16 protein-coding genes are annotated in these 19,331 nt (G+C 63.8%); 8 read left to right on the top strand and 8 right to left on the bottom strand.

The features are described from left to right. Positions 1–17 precede the first annotated feature (17 nt). From ACN0YF_RS03140 to ACN0YF_RS03130, 3 genes are all read left to right on the top strand, one after another. Positions 18–419, top strand: coding sequence for a BlaI/MecI/CopY family transcriptional regulator (locus ACN0YF_RS03140; protein ID WP_417482774.1), 402 nt, complete (start codon positions 18–20; stop codon positions 417–419). Beyond that, positions 416–2,263 (top strand): peptidoglycan DD-metalloendopeptidase family protein, encoded by a 1,848-nt coding sequence (locus tag ACN0YF_RS03135; protein ID WP_417493311.1) that lies wholly within the window; start codon positions 416–418, stop codon positions 2,261–2,263. The genes ACN0YF_RS03140 and ACN0YF_RS03135 overlap by 4 nt, the downstream gene beginning before the upstream one ends. Before the next feature lie 63 nt (positions 2,264–2,326). Beyond that, positions 2,327–2,914 carry a M23 family metallopeptidase gene (locus ACN0YF_RS03130; protein WP_417482772.1) on the top strand — a complete coding sequence of 196 codons (588 nt, stop codon included), beginning with the start codon at positions 2,327–2,329 and terminating at the stop codon, positions 2,912–2,914. A gap of 82 nt (positions 2,915–2,996) precedes the next feature. Here the strand turns inward: ACN0YF_RS03130 and greA are convergent, their stop codons facing one another. The 4 genes from greA to carA all read right to left on the bottom strand — a co-directional run bounded on the left by greA (position 2,997) and on the right by carA (position 9,688). Then, positions 2,997–3,470, bottom strand: a complete 474-nt coding sequence (gene greA, locus ACN0YF_RS03125; protein ID WP_417482771.1) for a transcription elongation factor GreA — start codon at positions 3,468–3,470, stop codon at positions 2,997–2,999. 54 nt (positions 3,471–3,524) lie between these two features. Beyond that, a complete protein-coding gene (gene carB / locus ACN0YF_RS03120) occupies positions 3,525–6,782 on the bottom strand; it encodes a carbamoyl-phosphate synthase large subunit (protein WP_417493310.1) in 3,258 nt (1,085 codons plus the stop codon). A 164-nt stretch (positions 6,783–6,946) separates the two neighbouring features. After that, positions 6,947–8,476: a peptide ABC transporter substrate-binding protein gene (locus tag ACN0YF_RS03115; protein WP_417493309.1), complete on the bottom strand. Its 1,530-nt coding sequence runs from the start codon at positions 8,474–8,476 to the stop codon at positions 6,947–6,949. A 39-nt stretch (positions 8,477–8,515) separates the two neighbouring features. Continuing rightward, positions 8,516–9,688, bottom strand: a complete 1,173-nt coding sequence (carA, locus tag ACN0YF_RS03110) for a glutamine-hydrolyzing carbamoyl-phosphate synthase small subunit (RefSeq protein ID WP_417493308.1) — start codon at positions 9,686–9,688, stop codon at positions 8,516–8,518. 331 nt (positions 9,689–10,019) lie between these two features. Here carA and ACN0YF_RS03105 point away from each other — a divergent pair, with 331 nt between their 5' ends. From ACN0YF_RS03105 to ACN0YF_RS03090, 4 genes are all read left to right on the top strand, one after another. Beyond that, entirely contained in the window at positions 10,020–10,487 is a 468-nt protein-coding gene (locus ACN0YF_RS03105) for a GatB/YqeY domain-containing protein (RefSeq protein ID WP_417482767.1), read from the top strand. A 168-nt stretch (positions 10,488–10,655) separates the two neighbouring features. Next, positions 10,656–12,482, top strand: coding sequence for a DNA primase (gene dnaG, locus ACN0YF_RS03100; RefSeq protein WP_417493307.1), 1,827 nt, complete (start codon positions 10,656–10,658; stop codon positions 12,480–12,482). Between the two features lie 51 nt (positions 12,483–12,533). Then, on the top strand, positions 12,534–14,675 hold the full coding sequence (gene rpoD / locus ACN0YF_RS03095; RefSeq protein ID WP_417493306.1) for an RNA polymerase sigma factor RpoD: 2,142 nt from the start codon (positions 12,534–12,536) through the stop codon (positions 14,673–14,675). A 107-nt stretch (positions 14,676–14,782) separates the two neighbouring features. Further along, complete coding sequence (locus ACN0YF_RS03090) at positions 14,783–15,205, top strand: secondary thiamine-phosphate synthase enzyme YjbQ (RefSeq protein WP_417493305.1); 423 nt, start codon at positions 14,783–14,785, stop codon at positions 15,203–15,205. A 36-nt stretch (positions 15,206–15,241) separates the two neighbouring features. Here the strand turns inward: ACN0YF_RS03090 and ACN0YF_RS03085 are convergent, their stop codons facing one another. From ACN0YF_RS03085 to ACN0YF_RS03075, 3 genes are all read right to left on the bottom strand, one after another. Further along, positions 15,242–16,171, bottom strand: a complete 930-nt coding sequence (locus ACN0YF_RS03085; protein WP_417493304.1) for a DUF4349 domain-containing protein — start codon at positions 16,169–16,171, stop codon at positions 15,242–15,244. Between the two features lie 86 nt (positions 16,172–16,257). Further along, complete coding sequence (locus tag ACN0YF_RS03080; RefSeq protein ID WP_417493303.1) at positions 16,258–17,151, bottom strand: M23 family metallopeptidase; 894 nt, start codon at positions 17,149–17,151, stop codon at positions 16,258–16,260. A 2-nt stretch (positions 17,152–17,153) separates the two neighbouring features. Beyond that, positions 17,154–17,849, bottom strand: coding sequence for a hypothetical protein (locus tag ACN0YF_RS03075; protein ID WP_417493302.1), 696 nt, complete (start codon positions 17,847–17,849; stop codon positions 17,154–17,156). Positions 17,850–18,047: 198 nt separating this feature from the next. On the opposite strand from ACN0YF_RS03075, the gene panD reads away from it, so the two are divergent. Continuing rightward, on the top strand, positions 18,048–18,413 hold the full coding sequence (gene panD / locus ACN0YF_RS03070) for an aspartate 1-decarboxylase (RefSeq protein WP_417493301.1): 366 nt from the start codon (positions 18,048–18,050) through the stop codon (positions 18,411–18,413). On the opposite strand, the gene ACN0YF_RS03065 is transcribed toward panD, so the two are convergent. Further along, a complete protein-coding gene (locus ACN0YF_RS03065; RefSeq protein WP_417493300.1) occupies positions 18,414–19,103 on the bottom strand; it encodes an SIMPL domain-containing protein in 690 nt (229 codons plus the stop codon). Between the last annotated feature and the right edge of the window lie 228 nt (positions 19,104–19,331).

Genomic DNA, 19,331 nt, shown 5'->3' with positions numbered 1-19,331 from the left:
CTGTGACGGAAGACATCATGACCCGATCCGCGACCCAATCTGCTCCTTCCCCGGCCGAACTGGCCATTCTCAAGCATCTATGGGCTGCCGGGCCACAGAGCGCGCGGGAGGTTCATACGCAGGTCGAGAGCGAGACGGGCTGGTCCTATTCGACCACCCGCACCCTGATTTCGCGGATGACCGAGAAGGGCCTGGTCGAACGGGCCGATGTCCACGGGCTGTCGGTGTTCAAGGCGAAGGTCGGCAAGGTCGCGCTGATGGGACAGATGATCCGTGATTTCGCCGCCAATGTGCTCGATCTCGATGGCCCGCTGCCGGCGACGGCTTTCGTCAATAGCCGGCTCTTCTCCGAGGATGAGGCCGAGGCGCTGACGCGTCTGCTCGAGGCGGAGACGAAGGACGGGGAGGGCGAACAATGAGCGGTTTACTGACGGCTCTTTTGGTGGGCGCGGTCCTCTCGGTGTTCTCCGGAGGCGTGGCCTATGCCCTTTGCCGAGGATTTGAACTGCGCAACCAGCCGCTTCCGGCCGGTGTCTGGCGGGTCGCGCGGCTGGTCGCCATCCTGCCGGTCTTGCTTGCGCCAGCCATCTATTTTCTACCTGAAATCGCCCCGGCCGCCGGAGGGACGGATGCCGGTTTCGACCTTCAATATGCGGCCCAGCCTGCCGGGGAGCGGCAGGCGGTCACGCCTCTGGAAGTCCGGTTGCTGGAGGGAATCCATCTCAAGCTTTTCGCGGCAGTCGCGTACTGCATCGGATTGGGTGTCGCCCTCTCCGGAGCGGTCGCCCGGGGCCGGTGGATGGAGCGCTATTTGCGGGAAACGCGCCCCGCATCGCCATCCGAGCGCGGAATCTTCGACCGGCTTGTCCGTCGCCTCAATGTGCGGGCGCCCGAGTTCCGGATCACGCCTCGTACCACATCACCCTTCCTGACGGGCTGGGTGCCGCGCATCGTGGCGCCGGAAAGCCTGTTTGCCGACCCGGATGCGACCCGCTTTGCGCTGACACACGAGCTGACCCATCTGCGCCGTGGCGACGAGCGCGACCGGTTGCTCGGCGAGGGGCTGGTATCCGTGTTCTGGTTCAACCTGCCCCTGCGCTGGATTGAGAAGGGGCTGAACCAGGCCCGTGAAATCGCGTGCGATGCCGAGAGCCTGGAGTCTCTCGGCGACGCCGACCGCAAGTCCTATGCGGCGGCCTTGATCAATATGATGCGGAGTACGGCCCAGCCTGTCTCCGCTTTCGGAACCGAAGACAGGAGGCATCGAGAAATGCGTATCAAAGCCATACTCAAGCGCGGGGCCGGCACGCGCCCGTCTGCAAGCCTTCTGACGCTTGCCCTTGTTGCCGCATTCCTTCCGGTGGCCTGCGCACAGACTGCGGTCACCGAGCGGGCGGCAGCCAATCCCGCCGTCCCGCTCCAGGCCGCGCCCGACCGTGTGCTCGTCCTGAACAGCAATGTTCGTCGGGATGATCTGGGAAATCTGGTTGTCGACGTGACACCCAGCGAAGGGGTGAGCGAAAGCGCGATGCGTAATCTCGATGTTCATGTCGCGGCCGATCCTGACGCGGATGGGCAATATATTGTGACCGTTGTCTCGCCCGCCGGAGAACTGGATTCTGCGGGGCGTAACGGTGCGGTGGGTGCACGCTCCGTTACGACGCAGCCCCAGGGCAACCGGCGCGTGGAGGTGACGGCCTCGAATACCGGTACGGATCCGTCGGGCGCGCTTGAATTCATCGTCACGGCTGAAGCAGACCCGGAGATGCCCACGACCTTGAACGTCACTGTCGAGGCGCCGGAGGCTGTCACGCACAATGGCGGGAAACGCCAGCTGAGCACGCCGGCCGCCGCACCGGAGCTGCCGCACTCGATCCTGAGTGGGCGGATCACCAGTGCCTATGGCCCACGCCCGGCACGGCCAGCAGGTGCACCGGTCTTTCATGGCGGCACGGATATCGCCGCTCCGAGCGGAACAGTGGTCGTGGCGCCTGGTTCCGGAACCGTGACCCAGGCCGGGATGGGCTATAATGGCTCGGATGCCTGGGGCAATACGATCGCCATCGATCATGGCGATGGCTGGGAGACGATCTATGCCCATCTCGACGGGTTTGATGTCGTGGCCGGCGACCAGGTTGCTGCCGGCCAGCAGATCGGCCGTGTCGGGACAACCGGCAATTCGACGGGACCGCATGTGCATGTCGAGCTGCACCATGATGGCGAGCGCGTGGATCCGGCTGGAGTCATTCCCGGCTTGCGCTGAGCAGGATTGTTTCGCCTTGTTCACCCGGGGTTGGGGAGTCGATGCTAGGCTGGGAAAATGACCATGCCTGAACGCCTAGCCATTGCATTCTCCGAACTTCAGCCCGGCCCGGACGGCCCGCGGGTTCGCGTTCGAACCGGCCGCGTCCTGCTCGCCGCCCTGCTGGTCACGCTCGGGCTGGGGAGTTCGCTGGTCGCCTGCGTGAGCCTGCCCGGGGAGTTCATGTCCTCGTCCCCCTCGAATGCGCGGTTTACCGCGGCCGTCGCGGACGCCGCGATCTACAGCCCGTTCGGCGAGGTGCGCCGCCGCTCCGGCGGGCGTACCGGCAGGCACACCGGCATTGATCTCGCAGCGCCGCAGGGAACGCCTGTTCATGCCGCAGGGCCTGGCATGGTGACCTATGCAGGCTGGAATTATGAGGGTTCACAGGATTGGGGCCTGCTTGTCGCGATCGATCATGGTGAGGGTTGGGTGACGCTTTATGCCCATCTCTCCGACATTGACGTCGTCGCCGGGGACCCGGTCAATGCCGGCGCAGAGCTCGGCCAGATCGGTACGACTGGCAATGCGACCGGTCCCCATGTTCACTTCGAGCTGCGCCATGCGGGCGAACGTCTGGATCCGCGCGGGCATGTACCGGGGCTTGAATAGGGCCAGCAAGGACAAGGCAGACATATCAAAACGGCCGGAGCATCGCTCCGGCCGTTTTAGTTGGTTTTAACGGAAGCGGGTCTCAGCCCCACTCGACTTTCATGATCTCATAGGATTTCAGTCCGCCGGGCGCATTGACCTCGGCGACGTCGCCGACTTCCTTGTTGATCATCGAGCGCGCGATCGGCGAGGAGATCGAGATCTTCCCCGCATGCACATCGGCCTCGTCCTCGCCGACGATCTGGTAGGTCGCCTCTTCTTCCGTGTCCTCATCGAGCACGGTGACGGTGGCGCCGAATTTGACCGTGGTGCCGCCCATCTTGGTGACATCGATCACCTGGGCGCGCGCGAGCTTGTCCTCAAGCTCCTGCACCCGGCCTTCGATATAGCCCTGGCGTTCCTTGGCCGCATGATATTCAGCGTTCTCGGAGAGGTCGCCATGCTCACGTGCCTCGGAAATCGCCGCGATCACCGCCGGGCGTTCTTCACTTTTGAGACGTCTCAGTTCTTCGTCGAGGGCTTTTTGCCCAGCGACGGTCATAGGGATCTTGTTCATGCGACCACTTAACTACGGGAAATAAAAATAGGCTAGCGCCAGAGCTGCATACCATCAAGAGTAGGTCTGCAAAGCCCGCGGTTCAAGTGCGCCTTCTTCAATGCGCCGCATCGACATGATGGCTGCCCGGGCCGCCGAAGCGGTTGTGTAGCAAGGAATTTTTGCTTCCAGCGCGCTGCGGCGGATCGAATAGCTGTCGAGATGCGATTGGCGGCCTTCGGTGGTGTTGAAGATCAGCTGGACTTCGCCATTCTTCATCAGGTCGACAATATGAGGCCGGCCTTCGAACACCTTGTTGACTCGCGTCACAGGAACACCCGCATCGGCAAAGGTTTTCGCCGTTCCGCCTGTGGCCAGGATGGTGAAGCCGAGCATGGCCAGCACACGTGCCGGTTCGATCATCGCGGCCTTGTCACCCTCGCGCAGCGAGATGAAGACACTGCCCTTGCGCGGCAGGTGGATGCCGGCACCGAGTTCGGCCTTGGCAAAGGCGGCCTCGAAGGAGGTGTCGATGCCCATGACCTCACCGGTCGAGCGCATTTCAGGCCCGAGCACCGGATCAACGCCGGGGAAGCGGGCGAAGGGCATCACGGCTTCCTTGACCGAGACATGTTTCGGCGCCGGATCCTTGAGCTTGAAATCGGCCAGGCGGGCGCCGGCCATCACCTTGGCGGCGAGCTTGGCGACGGGCTGGCCGATCGCCTTGGCGACGAAGGGCACGGTGCGCGAGGCGCGTGGATTGACTTCCAGCACGAAGATATCGCCGTCCTTGACCGCGAACTGGACGTTCATCAGCCCCTTGACGCCGATCGCCATCGCCATGGCGACGGTCTGGCGCTTGAGTTCGGCGATCATCTCGGCCGACAGGGAGTAGGGCGGCAGCGAGCAGGCGCTGTCGCCGGAATGGACGCCGGCTTCTTCGATATGCTGCATCACGCCGGCAACCCAGACCGTCTCGCCATCGCAGATCGCATCGACATCGACTTCGTCGGCATCGGTGAGATAACGGTCGAGCAGGAGCGGCGACTTGCCGGATACATTGACGGCATCGCGCAGATAGCGCTCCAGGCTGTCGGTCTCGCGGATGATTTCCATCGCGCGGCCGCCGAGCACATAGGAGGGGCGCAGCACGAGCGGGAAGCCGAGCTTCTCGGCCGCGGCACGCGCCTCGTCCTCGGAATGGACGATCACATTGGGCGGCTGGCGCAGATCGAGCCGGTTGAGCAATTCCTTGAAGCGCTCGCGGTCTTCGGCCAGGTCGATCGCGTCCGGCGCGGTGCCGAGGATCGGCACGCCTTCCGCTTCCAGTTCGCTGGCCAGCTTGAGCGGGGTCTGGCCGCCATACTGGACGACCACGCCGAGCAGGGTGCCGTTGGAGCGTTCCGTCTCGATCAGTTCGAGCGTGTCCTCGATGGTCAGCGGCTCGAAATAGAGACGGTCGGCGGTGTCGTAATCGGTCGAGACGGTTTCCGGATTGCAGTTCACCATGATGGACTCGATATCCATGTCGGCGAAGGCAAAGGCGGCGTGGCAGCAGCAATAGTCGAACTCGATGCCCTGGCCGATCCGGTTGGGTCCGCCACCGAGAATGATCGCCTTGCGGCGGTTGGTCGGTTCGGATTCGCACTCGGCCGTGCCGTCGAAGGCGGGCGTTTCATAGCAGGAATACATATAGGGCGTCGGCGAGGCGAACTCGGCGGCGCAGGTGTCGACGCGTTTGAAGACGGGGCGCACGCCCAGCGCCCGGCGGGCGTGGCGGACGGCGCTTTCTTCCTGTTTGGTCAGATAGGCAAGGCGCGCATCGGAAAAGCCCATCGCCTTGAGGGCACGGAACGCTGCTGCATCCGTAGGCAGGCCGAGCGTGGCGACATCGCCCTCGGTGAGCACAATTTCCTCGATCTGACGCAGGAACCAGGGTTCATACAGTGATGCCGCGCGCACTTCCTCAAGCGAAAGCCCCTCACGGAAGGCCTGGGCGATCACCAGCAAGCGGTCCGGGCTCGGGATGGCCAGCGCCGCGCGAACGGCCTGCTTGCGGGCGGTCTCGTCAACCGCTTCCTCGACGCCGGGCAGATCCATGTCGTCGAAGCCGGACAGGCCGGTCTCCAGCGAACGCAGCGCCTTTTGCATGCTTTCCTGGAAGGTGCGGCCGATGGCCATCACTTCGCCGACCGATTTCATCGAGGTCGACAGCGTCGCTTCGGCGCCGGGATATTTCTCGAAGGCAAAGCGCGGGATCTTGGTGACGACATAATCGATCGTCGGCTCGAAACTGGCCGGCGTCGCACCCTTGGTGATGTCATTGTCGATTTCGTCGAGCGTATAGCCGACGGCCAGCTTGGCGGCGACCTTGGCGATCGGGAAGCCGGTTGCCTTCGAGGCCAGGGCCGAGGAGCGCGAGACGCGCGGATTCATCTCGATGACGACCATGCGTCCGTCGGCCGGATTGACCGCGAACTGGACGTTGGACCCGCCGGTCTCGACGCCGATCTCGCGCAGCACGGCGATCGAGGCCGAGCGCATGATCTGGTATTCCTTGTCGGTCAGCGTCATCGCCGGGGCGACGGTGATCGAATCGCCGGTATGCACGCCCATCGGGTCGATATTCTCGATCGAGCAGATGATGATGCAATTGTCCGCCTTGTCGCGGACGACCTCCATCTCGTATTCCTTCCAGCCGACAATGCTTTCCTCGACCAGGATTTCATCGACAGGCGAGGCGTCGAGCCCGCTCTGGCAGATGAGGCGGTATTCCTCGACATTATAGGCAATGCCGCCGCCGGTGCCGCCGAGCGTGAAGGAGGGGCGGATAATGGTCGGCAGGCCGATCTCGATCATCGCGGCTTCGGCTTCTTCCATCGAGTGGACGACGGCCGAGCGCGGGCTTTCCAGGCCGATCTTTTCCATCGCGGTGCGGAAGCGCTGGCGGTTTTCCGCCTTGTCGATGACATCGGCCTTGGCACCGATCATCTCGACATTGAACAGGTTCAGCACGCCGCGCTTGTCGAGTTCGAGGGCGCAATTGAGCGCCGTCTGACCACCCATGGTCGGCAGCAGGGCGTCGGGGCGTTCGATCTCGATCACCTTGGCGACCATTTCCGGCGTGATCGGTTCGATATAGGTCGCGTCGGCCAGTTCTGGATCGGTCATGATCGTGGCCGGGTTGGAATTGACGAGGATCACCCGGTAGCCCTCGGCCTTGAGCGCCTTCACCGCTTGCACCCCGGAATAATCGAATTCGCAGGCCTGGCCGATCACGATCGGACCGGCGCCAATGATCAGGATGGACTTGATGTCGGTGCGTTTGGGCATGGGGTTCCAGTCTCACGTGCGCGCGCGTTCGACCTGCCGCTGCGAGGGGCAGCGTCGGGCGAACGGAATGATTTAGTGCTGAAGCGGGTTCCTAACCGGGAATCGCCGCCATGGCGAGACTTTATATGAAGCTTTGCATGTAATCCGTTCACGGCGGATGGTGGTCAGGCGCTCGCCAGCCCCAAATCGCGCCACAACATGGGCTGAATATCGGATCGTGTGCCCGTGACGCGGTCGCTGACCAGCCAGTGGGCGCGCTCGTGCAATAGCGGGATGACGGCCTGGTCAGCGAGGAGCAGGCGTTCGGCTTCGCGATAGGCGATGGCGCGGACGACGGGGTCGGTCTCGCGGCGTGCCAGATTCATCTCGGCGGCGAAGTCCGGATTGACCCAGTTGAAATTCGCCGCGAACCCGTCCGGCGCGAACGGATCGAGCATGAAGAAGGGATCGGACTTCAGTCCGCGATTGAAGCTGGCCACCGCGATATCGAAATCGCCGCTGTCGATCGCCTGGTAAAGATCGGTCGGATAGCTGACCAGCAGCTCGGCCTCGACGCCAACGCGCCGCCAGTCATCGGCGATGGCAATGGCGATCTGTTCGCTGACACCGGGCACGGTGCGGATCTCGATGCGTTCGGGCAGATCCGGATCGATGGTCGGGCGCAGGCGCGAGCCGTGCAGATCGACCGGATCAAGTCCCTCGCTGGGCTCCGGGATGATGCGATGGGTGATCCGCGCCGTATCGTCGAAGAAGTTCGTCGCGATGAAGCCGCGATCAATCGCCACCGAAAGGGCCCGCCGCGCGGCCGGTGTGTCGAGCCCGGATCGGGCGTGATTGACCTTGAGATAGCGCAGGATCGGCGCGTCGAAGCTTCGGAACCGCTCCCCCAGGCGCTCGCGCCAATATCCGATCTGATTGCCTGGCGGCTTCTCGGCGAGATCACATTCACCGGCCCGGAACATGCGGGTACGGGTGCCGGCATCGCGCACGGCGTTGATGCGGATGCGCTCGATGTTCACGCCAGCCGCGCCGGCATAATGCGGGTTCTTCGCCAGATCCATGCTCATCTGGCTGGCCGCCGTGACGGTATAGGCGCCGGCGGTGACGATGTTCTCCGGACGGATCCAGTCGCGGCCATGCGCCTCGATGGCATGGCGCGGAAAGGGGTAGAATTCGCGCATCAGCGTCGGCAACAGGCCGAGCGGCGTGTCGAGCCGGACCTCGATGGTGTGGTCGTCAAGGGCGGTGAAGCCCATCGCCTCGGGCGGCATTTCGCCGGCCAGGATGGCACGGGCATTTGCGACGGCGAAGAAGTCGCCCAGATTGGCAAAGCTTTGCTCAGGGTCGACCAGGCGACGGGCGGACCAGACCACATCGTCCGCCGTCAGCGGGTGGCCGTCCGACCAGCGCGCATCCTCGCGCAGGGTGAAGACCCAGCTCAGCCCGTCCGGTGCGACACGCCAGCGGGTCGCAATTCCGGGCGCCACCGAGCCATCGGCGGCATAGTCGGTCAGCCCGGCATGGATTTGTTTGTAGACCAGGGCGGCGGAGGCAAATTCACCCAGGGCCGGGTCGAGACTGTCCGGCAGGGTCTCGATCGCGACGCGCAACATGCCGTCCGGCGCCTCAGTGCGGGCACAGGCAGCAAGTCCGGTAGCGGCAGAGGCAGCGAGAAGGGCGCGACGGTTCAACATCGCGCCATCTTGCCGTGATTTGGGCTCGAGGGAAGGGGCTCAGGCCGGCTCGCCGACCTTGAGTGAACCGACAAAACGATCGAACACCCCGAAACTGTCCTGCGGACCCGGGGAGGCTTCCGGGTGGTGCTGCACGGCCTGGACCGGTTTACCGGTGAGGCGGAAGCCGCAATTGGACCCGTCAAACAGCGAGACATGGGTCTCGACCGCATCCTTGGGCAGGCTGGCGCCATCGACGGCAAAGCCGTGATTCATCGACACGATCTCGACCTGGCCGGTCTCGTGATTCTTGACCGGGTGATTGGCGCCGTGATGGCCTTGCGGCATTTTCACGGTGCGGCCACCCAGGGCGAGGGCGAGCATCTGGTGTCCCAGGCAGATGCCGAGGATCGGGATATTGCTGTCGATCAGCGTGCGCAGGGTCGGCAGGGCATACTCGCCGGTCGCAGCCGGGTCGCCGGGGCCATTCGAGATGACGATCCCATCGGGCGAGAGCTTGAGCACATCCTCGGCCGAGGCATTTCCGGGCAGGACCGCAACGCGGGCACCGGCCGAGACCAGCAGACGCAGGATATTGGCCTTCACGCCATAATCGAGCACCACGACGCGCGGGCCGTCGGCGGGCGCTTCGGAGAAGCCGGTTCCCCAGCCCCAGGCGCCCTCGCTCCATTCACCTTCTGATTCCCGCGTCACGGCGGCGGCCAGTTCGAGGCCCTCCATCGAGGCAGCGGCTTTGGCGCTGGCCTTGAGGGCTTCGATATCGATATTGCCGGCCGGGTCATGGGCAACCGCACACATCGGCATGCCATGATCGCGGATGCGGCGGGTGAGGGCGCGGGTATCGACGCCGGTCAGCGAGATAATGCCGCGCGTCCGCAGCCATTCGCCGAAGCTTTCCGTGGCGCGGTAATTGGCCGGCGGTGTCAGTGGTGCGCGGCTGACCATGCCGACCGCGGCGTGGCGGGCCGGCGCGCTTGCCGCTTCGTCGTCTTCGCTATTGGCGCCGACATTGCCGACATGCGGAAAGGTGAAGCACACGACCTGGCCGGAATAGGAGGGATCGGAGAGGATCTCCTGGTGTCCGGTCATCGCGGTATTAAAACATAATTCGCCGATCGCGATCCCCGAGGCGCCACACCCCTGACCGACGAAGACGCTGCCATCGGCGAGCGCGAGGGCTCCGGTCGGGTTGGGCTGCGTGGTCTGGGACATGGCTGTGCTCCTGAAGCCGGTCTGCCGTGCGGGAAATCGCGCCGTGACGCGCGGGCGGCCAAACGGTCGCGTAGGTAGTCAGCCAGACAGGTCCGGTCAATCCCGAAACGCCGATATCTGTTTGGTCTTGATTCTTTCGCAAAGACAGCATATCTCCGCCCAGCTTGAAACGGGCGTATAATCGCACCGCAAGAATCGGCTCCGAGGATGAGCCTGGAAGACAATGGACCCGAGCCGAGGCGAGAGCCTGGCGGCGTTGAGAAAATCCACTTCAAAATCAAATCATTGACGAAATGGGCGCTTTGCTGCGCCAGAAACGGTAACCTGAACCATGTCCCTTCGTGATCGAATCGCCACCGATATGAAATCGGCCCTGAAAGCACAGGACAAGCTGCGCCTGTCGACGCTGCGGCTGATCTCTGCTGCCGTGAAAGACCGCGATATTGCGGCCCGCGCCGAAGATCGTTGCTGCGGCTGCGAAGAAACAGAAATCCTCACCATCGTGCAAAAGCTGTTGAAGCAGCGCGAGGAAAGCGCCGAGACCTATGAGAAGGCCGGCCGGCTCGACCTGGCCGAGGCCGAACGGGCCGAGGCGGAAATCGTGCGCGAATACCTGCCCACGCCGATGGACGAAGCCGAGATCGCCGACGCCGCCGCTGACGTCGTGACCGAACTCGATGCTGCCGGCCTGAAGGATATGGGCCGCTGCATGGGCGAGCTGAAAACCCGCTATGCCGGACGGATGGATTTCGGCAAGGCCGGCGCCAAGGTGAAGGACCTGCTCTCCGGCGCGGTCTGAGTCCGGCCGGGCCGGGCTTCATACCGGCTTGCGATTGAAGCGTGACGCGCGCGGTTTTCCGGCGCAACATGCCCTCCTGTCTGTAATGATCATGCCGACCGGGAATGCGGGCAGCCCGGGCGGGCGTTCGCGATCCTGTCCGCGCCTTTGAGGGATTGCCGAACCACCATGCGTCTGGGCGAGGACTTCATCGACGAAATCAAGGCGCGCGTGCGCCCGTCGGACCTCATCGGCCGCACGGTGAGCCTGAAGCGTCAGGGCCGCGAATTCGTCGGCCTCTCGCCCTTCAAGAAGGAGCGCAGCCCGTCCTTCTTCGTCAATGACGAGAAGCGCTTCTATCACTGCTTCGCCTCGGGCAAGCATGGCGATGTCTTCACCTGGCTCGAAGAGATGGAAGGCCTCTCCTTCATGGAGGCGGCCGAGCGTCTGGCCGGGGAGGCCGGGCTCTCACTGCCGGCACCGGACCCCCAGGCGCAAGAGACCACCCGCCACCGCAAATCTCTCGTCGAATGGATGGAGGCTGCCCAGGCCTTCTATTTGCGCGCCCTGCGTACGCCAGCGGCCGAGGATGCGCGCCGTTATCTCAAATCGCGTGGGCTTTCCGGCGAGGATTGCGTCCGCTTCGGCATTGGCTACGCCCCGGAGAGCCGCACCGCCCTCAAGGACGAGCTGGTTACCGCCGGCGCGCCGGTCGGCGACCTGATCGAGTGCGGCCTGCTGATCGAGCCCGATAACGGTTCGCCCTATGACCGCTTCCGCCACCGCATCATGTTTCCGATCCAGGACCCGCGCGGCCGGCTGGTCGCCTTTGGCGGCCGGGCCCTGTCGAGCGAGGCCAAGGCGAAATATCTCAACTCGCCGGAGACGCCGATCTTCCACAAGGGCTCGATGCTTTATCGCTTCCCCGAAGCGCGCAAGGCGGCCTCCGATCCCAAGGCCGATATTCGTGGCCTGATCGTCGCGGAAGGCTATCTCGATGTCATCGCCCTGGCGCGGGCCGGGCTTGAGCATGGCGTCGCCCCGCTGGGGACGGCGATCACCGAGGAGCAATTGCAACTGCTCTGGCGCGCCGGAGGCGAGCCGGTGATGTGTCTTGATGGCGACAGCGCCGGACGCGCTGCGGCCCTGAAGGCGGCCGACCGCGCCCTGCCATTGCTTCAGGCCGGCCACACGCTGCGCTTTGCCTTCATGCCCGATGGCAAGGACCCCGACGATATCCTGCGCGAGCAGGGTGCCGGGGCGCTGCGCGAAATGCTCTCGAAGACGCGTTCGCTCGCTGATCTGTTGTGGGAGCGCGAGATCGGAGTCGAGCCGCTCGACGATCCCGATCGCCGCGCCAGTTTCCGCCGCCGGATCCGCGGCCTGCTGGCCCAGATCGCCGAGCCGGACATCCGGGCCGAGTACAAGCGCGAATTCGACAACCGGATCGAGGCCGCTTTCGGCAGCGCGCCGAAGCGCACGCCGTGGGTGCCGCGCGGGGCAAAGGGCCTGCCGCGGCTCGGGCCGAGTGCTGAACTGCGTCGCGCAGCCAAGGGCTCTCCCGGCGCCGCCGATGCCCGAATGCTGTTGCTGGCCGTGATCGAATGGCCCGAACTGGCGATGGAACAGGTCGAAACCCTGGCGCATTTGAACGTCGGTTCGCTTGACTCTCTACGCGACACCGTTCTAGACGCCTGCTCTTCTGGGCAGTCTGTGCAATCGGATTGGCTACGCGCGAAGCTTGTTGAAGCGGGCTTTGCGGCGGAGCTCAGGCGGTTGGACGTTGAACGGGGACCGATGCGGGCGGCAATTGGCGGGGAACAAGCTTCCGATGAACAGCGCAGTGAGGCTTGGATTAAGCTCGCGGCTGCCTATATGGAAAGAAATGAAGCGACTGATCGCCGTGAAGAAATTCGCGCGCGGCTGGTCGAGGAGATTGGCAGGGATGATTCGGAGGGTGTGCGTCGGCTGGTGGAAGCCTATCGACGCGAAACCAGCCGTTCGGAACCTTCCTGATACGGATATTGTCGATTGGCGCCTGTCAGCGGCGCGACCAGGGACGAATACATGACCAAACCCGCCGAAGCCGGTGACGCATCAGAAAACCATGACGGCCCTCTCCTGGACCTGACGGATCAGTCCGTCAAGAACATGATCAAGGTCGCCAAAAAGCGCGGCTATGTGACTCATGACGAGTTGAATGCGGTGTTGCCGAGCGAGGAATTCTCGTCCGAGCAGATCGAGGACGTGTTGGGTCAATTGTCCGAAATGGGCATCAATGTCGTTGATAATGACAGTGAAGCTGATGACGACAAGGAAACGACCGGCGCCGCCAAGGGCAGCGACGGCGATTCCGATGATGACGATGATGATGACGATGGTGAAGAAGGCGAGACCCGTGCGGTCGCCGGTGCCTCCAAGAGCGCCATCACCGGTCTGAACACCCCGACTTCCGCTGACCGTACCGATGATCCGGTGCGGATGTATCTGCGCGAAATGGGTTCGGTCGAGCTTCTCTCCCGCGAAGGCGAAATCGCCATCGCCAAGCGTATCGAGGCCGGCCGCAACGCGATGATCCGCGGTCTGTGCGAAAGCCCGCTGACCTTTGAGGCCATCATGGTCTGGCGCGAGGAATTGCACGAAGGCGAAGTCCTCCTGCGCGACATTATCGATCTCGACGCCACCTATGGCAGCCAGCAGGCTGAAGCCAACCAGGACGAGGACGACGAGACCTCCCCGGCCGAAGATGGCGAGATGCCGACCCCGCAAGGGCCCGGTGCCGCCAAGACGGCTGATGGCGAAGCCAAGTCCGATGATGCGGACGAGGACGACGAGTCCGGCGATGACGACGCCAAGGCCAAGGATGACGACGAGGATGATGAGGACGGCGAAGGTACGTCCAAGTCCGACGACGACGATGATGACGATGATGATGAAGGCGTTTCGCTCTCGCTCTCGGCGATGGAAGCGGAATTGCGCGAAGGCGTCATGGAGACGCTGGACCTGATCTCGACCGACTTCATCGCCTTCCGCAAACTGCAGGACAAGCTCGTTGCCGCGCGTATCGAAGGCAAGGACCTGACCAAGCAGAGCCGCGAGAAGTACGAGGCGTTGCAGAACTCGATCGTCACCAATCTCAACACGATGCACCTGAACAATGCCCGCATCGAGGCCCTGGTCGAGCAGCTCTACGCGATCAACAAGGAGCGCATGTCGCTCGAGGGCAAGCTGCTGCGCATGGCCGACGCTCATGGCGTGCCGCGGGCCCAGTTCATGGACAGCTATTTCGGCAATGAGCTGAATCCGGACTGGCCGGGTTCGATGGCGAAGACCTCGAAGGCCTGGACGCGCTTTATCGAGCGCGAAGGCGAAGATGCCTCCAAGATCCGCGATGATCTCGCCGAGCTGACCCAGCGCGCCGGCGTGCCGATCGAAGACCTGCGCCGCATTGTCCGTACCGTCCAGAAGGGCGAGCGCGAAGCACGGGTCGCCAAGAAGGAAATGGTCGAAGCCAATCTGCGCCTGGTGATCTCCATCGCCAAGAAATACACCAATCGCGGCCTGCAATTCCTCGATCTGATCCAGGAAGGCAATATCGGCTTGATGAAGGCGGTCGATAAGTTCGAATATCGCCGCGGCTACAAGTTCTCGACCTATGCCACCTGGTGGATCCGCCAGGCGATCACCCGCTCGATCGCCGACCAGGCGCGCACCATCCGTATTCCGGTGCACATGATCGAGACCATCAACAAGATCGTCCGCACCTCGCGCCAGATGCTGCACGAGATCGGCCGCGAGCCGACCCCGGAAGAGCTGTCGGAAAAGCTCGCCATGCCGCTGGAAAAAGTGCGCAAGGTGATGAAGATCGCCAAGGAGCCCATCTCCCTGGAAACGCCGATCGGCGACGAGGAAGACAGCCATCTCGGCGATTTCATCGAAGACAAGAATGCCATCCTGCCGATCGACGCCGCCATCCAGGCCAATCTGCGCGAGACCACCACGCGGGTGCTGGCATCGCTCACGCCGCGTGAAGAACGCGTCCTGCGCATGCGCTTCGGCATCGGCATGAATACCGACCACACCCTGGAAGAAGTCGGCCAGCAATTCTCGGTCACCCGGGAACGTATTCGTCAGATCGAAGCCAAGGCGCTGCGCAAGCTGAAGCACCCGAGCCGGTCTCGCAAGCTGCGGAGCTTCCTGGATAACTAGGTCCAGAGAGCGATCAAGAATCGAAGGGCGCTCCGGGAAACCGGGGCGCCTTTTTCGTTGTGTCGGCAGGATTTGATTTCTGGTGTACGACTAATAGGTTGATGGCTATGCCACTTACGACTCTCACCCTCTCCACCACCGGCCCCGGCCTCTACGACTTCACCCGCTCCGCGCAAAGCTTCGTTTCCGAGCTAAATCCCGCCGAGGGCCTGCTTACAGTCTTCGTGCGCCACACCTCCTGCTCACTGACCATCCAGGAAAATGCCGATCCCGACGTGCAGCGCGACCTCAACGCGTTTTTCCGCCGGCTGGTGCCCGATGGTGATGATCCGTCGATGGCGTGGCTGGCGCATACAGCGGAGGGGCCGGATGACATGCCGGCGCATATCAAGGCGGCGCTGACCCAGACCTCGATCGGCATTCCTGTCGCCCATGGCGAAATGCTGCTCGGCACCTGGCAGGGGCTCTATCTGTTTGAACACCGCGACCGGCCACAGCGGCGCGAGGTGGTGCTGCATCTGGGCGGGTGAGGCTGGCCGGCACCGGGGTGCCGGCCAGGGCTCAACCTATTCGGTCTTTGCTGCCTTCGCCTCACGGCGGGCCCGCAGCAGGCCGCTAAGCCAGCGGGACAGCCCCCAGAACAGCGGAATGATGATCAGCAGCCAGGGCGCGAAACCGGCGGCAAAGGTGATCACATTGGCGAGGCCTGCGGCCAGTTCGCGGAAGACATTGGTCAGGGCCGAGGTCAGCGGATCGAAGGCGCCCGGGCTGACGGGTTCGACGCGCGAGGCGTAGTTCAGGGCCAGGGCCGACATAGAGACGCGGCCGCGCATGACACGAATCTGGGCTTCCGATCCCTCGATCTCGCCCTGGACATTGGCCAGTTCGCGCTCGACCTGGACCAGTTCCTCGACGCTGGCATTCTCCCGCTCCAGCAGAGAAATCAGGCGCGTGCGCAAGACCCGCTTGGCCTCGAGACGGGCTTCGATGTCATAGATCGCCGAGGTGAGATCCTCGGCCGATTGCGACTGGTTCTGGATCCGCCCGCCGGCTGTTTCGAGATCGGCTTCGAGCCCGCCCTGGAAGCTTTCCACCCAGGCCGGGCTGGCGCGCAATTGGACATTGGCGGAGACAGCGCCGCGGCCATCATCATAGATATTCGAGGCGACGATCTGGCACTGATCGGCACCGGCAGCGGTGCAGGCGCTCTGGTGGCTCTCCACCAGGCCAACCGTGGCTGCGGCGGGCGTCTCGAACCGGTAATCATAGCGGTAGGCGATCAGCCGTTCGATGCTTTCGGGCGCCTGTGCATCCAGGGAGGGTGAGGGCGGCGGTGAAGGCGACGGGGCCATGGCGCGGCCAAGCGCATAATCTTCCCTCATGCCGGCGGCAGCGTCATTGGTGGCGACATAGCCGTTCGAATTGCGCGAGCCATCCTCGCAGGCGCTCAGGGCCAGCGCAGCCAGGCTCGCGGTCAGCCAGATCCGTATTCTCATGCCAGTCATCCCCTCGGGCAGCGCGCCTCAAGCCGGCGCGTCGTGAAAAACTGTTGCGGTTTAATGGCTTGCCTGCAAGCCCGAAATTAGCTGTCCTCGCCTTCAAGCAGGCGTTGATAGCTGTCGACCAGCGCCAGATAGGGCGGCACATTGGTGTTCTCGATGCTGCCACCGGTATCGACCGCCATGCGGATTTCGAAATGCAGGTGGATGGTGGTCGAGGTGTCGCCGAATTCATTCGAGACCATGCCGATCACCTGGCCGCGCGTGACGTGATCGCCGGGGGCGACCAGCAGGCTTGGCTTGTCGAGGTGGAGATAGGTGTAGCGCACACCGTCATCGCTCATCAGCCGCACTGAATAACTGCCGATCGAGGTGATGGTGCCGTCGGCGGCGGCGACGGCCTGGTGAACGCCGTCGGTGCAGCTCGCCGGGCGGATATCCTGGCCCTGGTGGCCGTGGCCGGTCGGGCACATCGGCGTACCATAGCCGCGTGTTTCGCAGAAATTGTCGCGCCAGGAATAGGCGTAATTGGCGGCGTTGCACTGGCCGCCGGCCGGGCCGAGATAGCCGCCATAACCATAAACCTGGCTATTGGCATAGGCCTGGCCGGCCTCGATCGGGAAGCGCATGTCGGGGGCATAATTGATCTGCAGGATCTGGCCGGTGCCGGACTCCTCGATCAGATCGCCGGCCGGCATCCAGGTGAATTCGATACCGGCATCGTCAAGGATGGGCGGGGCGGGCGGTTCCCCGGCCGGCTCCTCCCCGGGTTCCGGCTCGGGCTCTTCCTCGACAATCGGCTCGTCCTCGGCCACCGGTTCGGGATCCGGGTCCGCCACCTCTTCGACGACCACTTCCTCTGTCTCAGGCTCCGGTTCGGCCGGGGCTTCGCCGGTGGCGGGCCACCAGATCATGGCGGCGATGCCGGCCGCGGCGACGGCGGCGGCAAGGGCTCGTTCAGTCTCGCGGGTCGACATGGTCAGCCTCCCTCGCCGGGCGATCCGGCAGCGATAACCAGTGAGTGGGCCAGGCGGCGCACCAGCACGTCATCGGCGCAGCGCGGATCGCTCTGCGGATTGTCGCATTCCAGCGTCACGGTATAGGCGGCGCCATAGCGATTGAAGTCGGCCACCTGGCCGTATTCCGTCGCCGAGATCCGCAGGGCATCGGGATCAGTGGCGCGCAATTGCCGGGCGGTGAGGGCATCAGGGGCAACGGCGTGGGCGAGGCGGGTGCCAAAGACCTCGATCACCAGCCCGTCGCCCATGATGGAAAGGGTGTAGAAATCCGATTGCGGGAAAAGCAGGACGGTCGGCTCGGGCGATGAGCTCAGGCTCGCCATATTGGGCACCAGGACCGGCAGGCGGGTATTGGCGACCTGGGCGGCTTGGCGATTGCTTGGCCGCGGCAATGCCGGTGCCAGACGGGTGGCGGCGATCTCGGCACCGATATTGGCCTGACGCCGGGCATCGGCGCGGGCCTGGTCCCAGTCGATCGGCATGGTGCGCGGCGAGCCGGGCGAGGCCGGTTCGGCCGTGGGCTGGCGCTGCAAGCTCGCCTGGCTGAGCTGTGCGACCGGCTGGAATGTCATGTTGCGCGGCGGAGCCGAGGTCTGTGCCTGCGTACCGCTGCTCGCGAGCAGGGCCAGGGCCAGAGGGGTCAAAAACTTGCGCATGTCGGGCACTCCGCAATTTCGAGAGCTTCAGGATACACTATTTTGGCCGGCCTGCATGAACCTTGATTGAAACCGGGAGTTGGCCCGTGTTCATCTTCTCGCTGACCACCCCGGAAGATTTGCCGTGCCCAGGCGTTGAAATCGGATGCAGGGACACGTATGTGCAGTGCAGCATTAGCCGGTACGGAGTTGAGTGCGATGCGCCTCACCATGATGAAATGCAAACTTCACCGGGCCACCGTGACCCAGGCAGACCTGCATTATGAAGGCTCGATCTCGATCGATCGCGATTATCTCGACGCGGCGGGGATCCTGCCATTCGAACAGGTCGATGTGCTCAACATCAATAATGGCGAGCGGTTCACCACCTATGCCATCGAGGCCCCGCGCGGCAGCCGCATGTTCGGCATCAATGGTGCTGCGGCCCGTCTGGCCCAGATCGGTGACCGTATCATCGTGGTCGCCTATGCCGGAATGGAAGCCGCCGAGGCGGAAGCCTATGACCCGGTCGTCATCCTGCTGGATGAACACAATCGGGTCATGGCCAAGCCGGACGCCGCCTGATCAATCGGCAATGCAGAAATCGGCGTTGACGGTGGCGGTGAGCGAGAGCTGACCGGCGGCCACCGGCGTTGAAGCCGAGTCCATCCGCGCCATCATCATCGGTGCGGCCGGCCGCGCGAAATCCTCGCTCATGCGGGTGATGCCGCACAATTCAAATCCGGCGGCGTCGGCAAACAATTCGGCACGGGCCAGCAGGCTGGCAATCGCGTCGCGGCGGGCCTCGTCCATCGCGGCGGATGTGTCCTCGGCGCCGAAGCTGACGCTCTGGATATTATTGGCCCCGGCCGAGACCATGGCATCGATTACATTGCCGACGCGGGTCGTGTCGCGCACCTTGGCCGAGACCGTGTTGCGGGTCTCATAGGCGATGATCTCATACTGGTTCTGGTTGGCTTCGGTACGATCAGCATAGATCGGCGAGACGCTCAATTGCGAGGTCTGGACATCATTGCCGGTCACACCGGCACGGCGCAGTGCGTCGAACACGGCGTTCATGGCGCGGCCATTGTCCTGGACGGCCTGCTGCGCTGTGGCGGCGCGGGTGACGACGCCGGACTGGACCGTGGCGAAATCCGGATCGACCTGGACGTCGGCGGAGGCCGAAAGCGACAGGGTCGGATTGACATCCTCGGCCATGGCCGGTGCGGCGATGGCCAGCAGGGCAGTGGAGGCAAGAAGGGCGCGGATCATGGGCAGAGCTCCTGGGTGATGGGTGGGCGTGCAGCATCAGCAGGTTACGCCGATATCGCCCGTTGGGTAAGCATTTCGAGTCGAGTGAGACATAGCCAAGCTGTCTGAAACCTGAACGAACCCGCCGCGGAATGACCGCTGCCTGCCGCAATCTTGGCGCATTTGGACCCAGCTTTGGACGCAGCCTGACGCGAGAAAGGGGGCTTCTGATGCTGGGGAGCACGCCCG

It is taken from the genome of Maricaulis sp. (assembly GCF_048270265.1).
GTDB lineage: Bacteria > Pseudomonadota > Alphaproteobacteria > Caulobacterales > Maricaulaceae > Maricaulis.
The sequence above is the reverse complement of the archived record's forward strand: the minus strand, read 5'-3'. Positions and strand labels throughout refer to the sequence as shown.

Coding starts and splice junctions, on each gene's coding strand:
- ACN0YF_RS03140 (WP_417482774.1), top strand. CDS start 18: ATGACCCGATCCGCGACCCAATCTGCTCCTTCCCCGGCCGAACTGGCC.
- ACN0YF_RS03135 (WP_417493311.1), top strand. CDS start 416: ATGAGCGGTTTACTGACGGCTCTTTTGGTGGGCGCGGTCCTCTCGGTG.
- ACN0YF_RS03130 (WP_417482772.1), top strand. CDS start 2,327: ATGCCTGAACGCCTAGCCATTGCATTCTCCGAACTTCAGCCCGGCCCG.
- greA (WP_417482771.1), bottom strand. CDS start 3,470: ATGAACAAGATCCCTATGACCGTCGCTGGGCAAAAAGCCCTCGACGAA.
- carB (WP_417493310.1), bottom strand. CDS start 6,782: ATGCCCAAACGCACCGACATCAAGTCCATCCTGATCATTGGCGCCGGT.
- ACN0YF_RS03115 (WP_417493309.1), bottom strand. CDS start 8,476: ATGTTGAACCGTCGCGCCCTTCTCGCTGCCTCTGCCGCTACCGGACTT.
- carA (WP_417493308.1), bottom strand. CDS start 9,688: ATGTCCCAGACCACGCAGCCCAACCCGACCGGAGCCCTCGCGCTCGCC.
- ACN0YF_RS03105 (WP_417482767.1), top strand. CDS start 10,020: ATGTCCCTTCGTGATCGAATCGCCACCGATATGAAATCGGCCCTGAAA.
- dnaG (WP_417493307.1), top strand. CDS start 10,656: ATGCGTCTGGGCGAGGACTTCATCGACGAAATCAAGGCGCGCGTGCGC.
- rpoD (WP_417493306.1), top strand. CDS start 12,534: ATGACCAAACCCGCCGAAGCCGGTGACGCATCAGAAAACCATGACGGC.
- ACN0YF_RS03090 (WP_417493305.1), top strand. CDS start 14,783: ATGCCACTTACGACTCTCACCCTCTCCACCACCGGCCCCGGCCTCTAC.
- ACN0YF_RS03085 (WP_417493304.1), bottom strand. CDS start 16,171: ATGAGAATACGGATCTGGCTGACCGCGAGCCTGGCTGCGCTGGCCCTG.
- ACN0YF_RS03080 (WP_417493303.1), bottom strand. CDS start 17,151: ATGTCGACCCGCGAGACTGAACGAGCCCTTGCCGCCGCCGTCGCCGCG.
- ACN0YF_RS03075 (WP_417493302.1), bottom strand. CDS start 17,849: ATGCGCAAGTTTTTGACCCCTCTGGCCCTGGCCCTGCTCGCGAGCAGC.
- panD (WP_417493301.1), top strand. CDS start 18,048: ATGCGCCTCACCATGATGAAATGCAAACTTCACCGGGCCACCGTGACC.
- ACN0YF_RS03065 (WP_417493300.1), bottom strand. CDS start 19,103: ATGATCCGCGCCCTTCTTGCCTCCACTGCCCTGCTGGCCATCGCCGCA.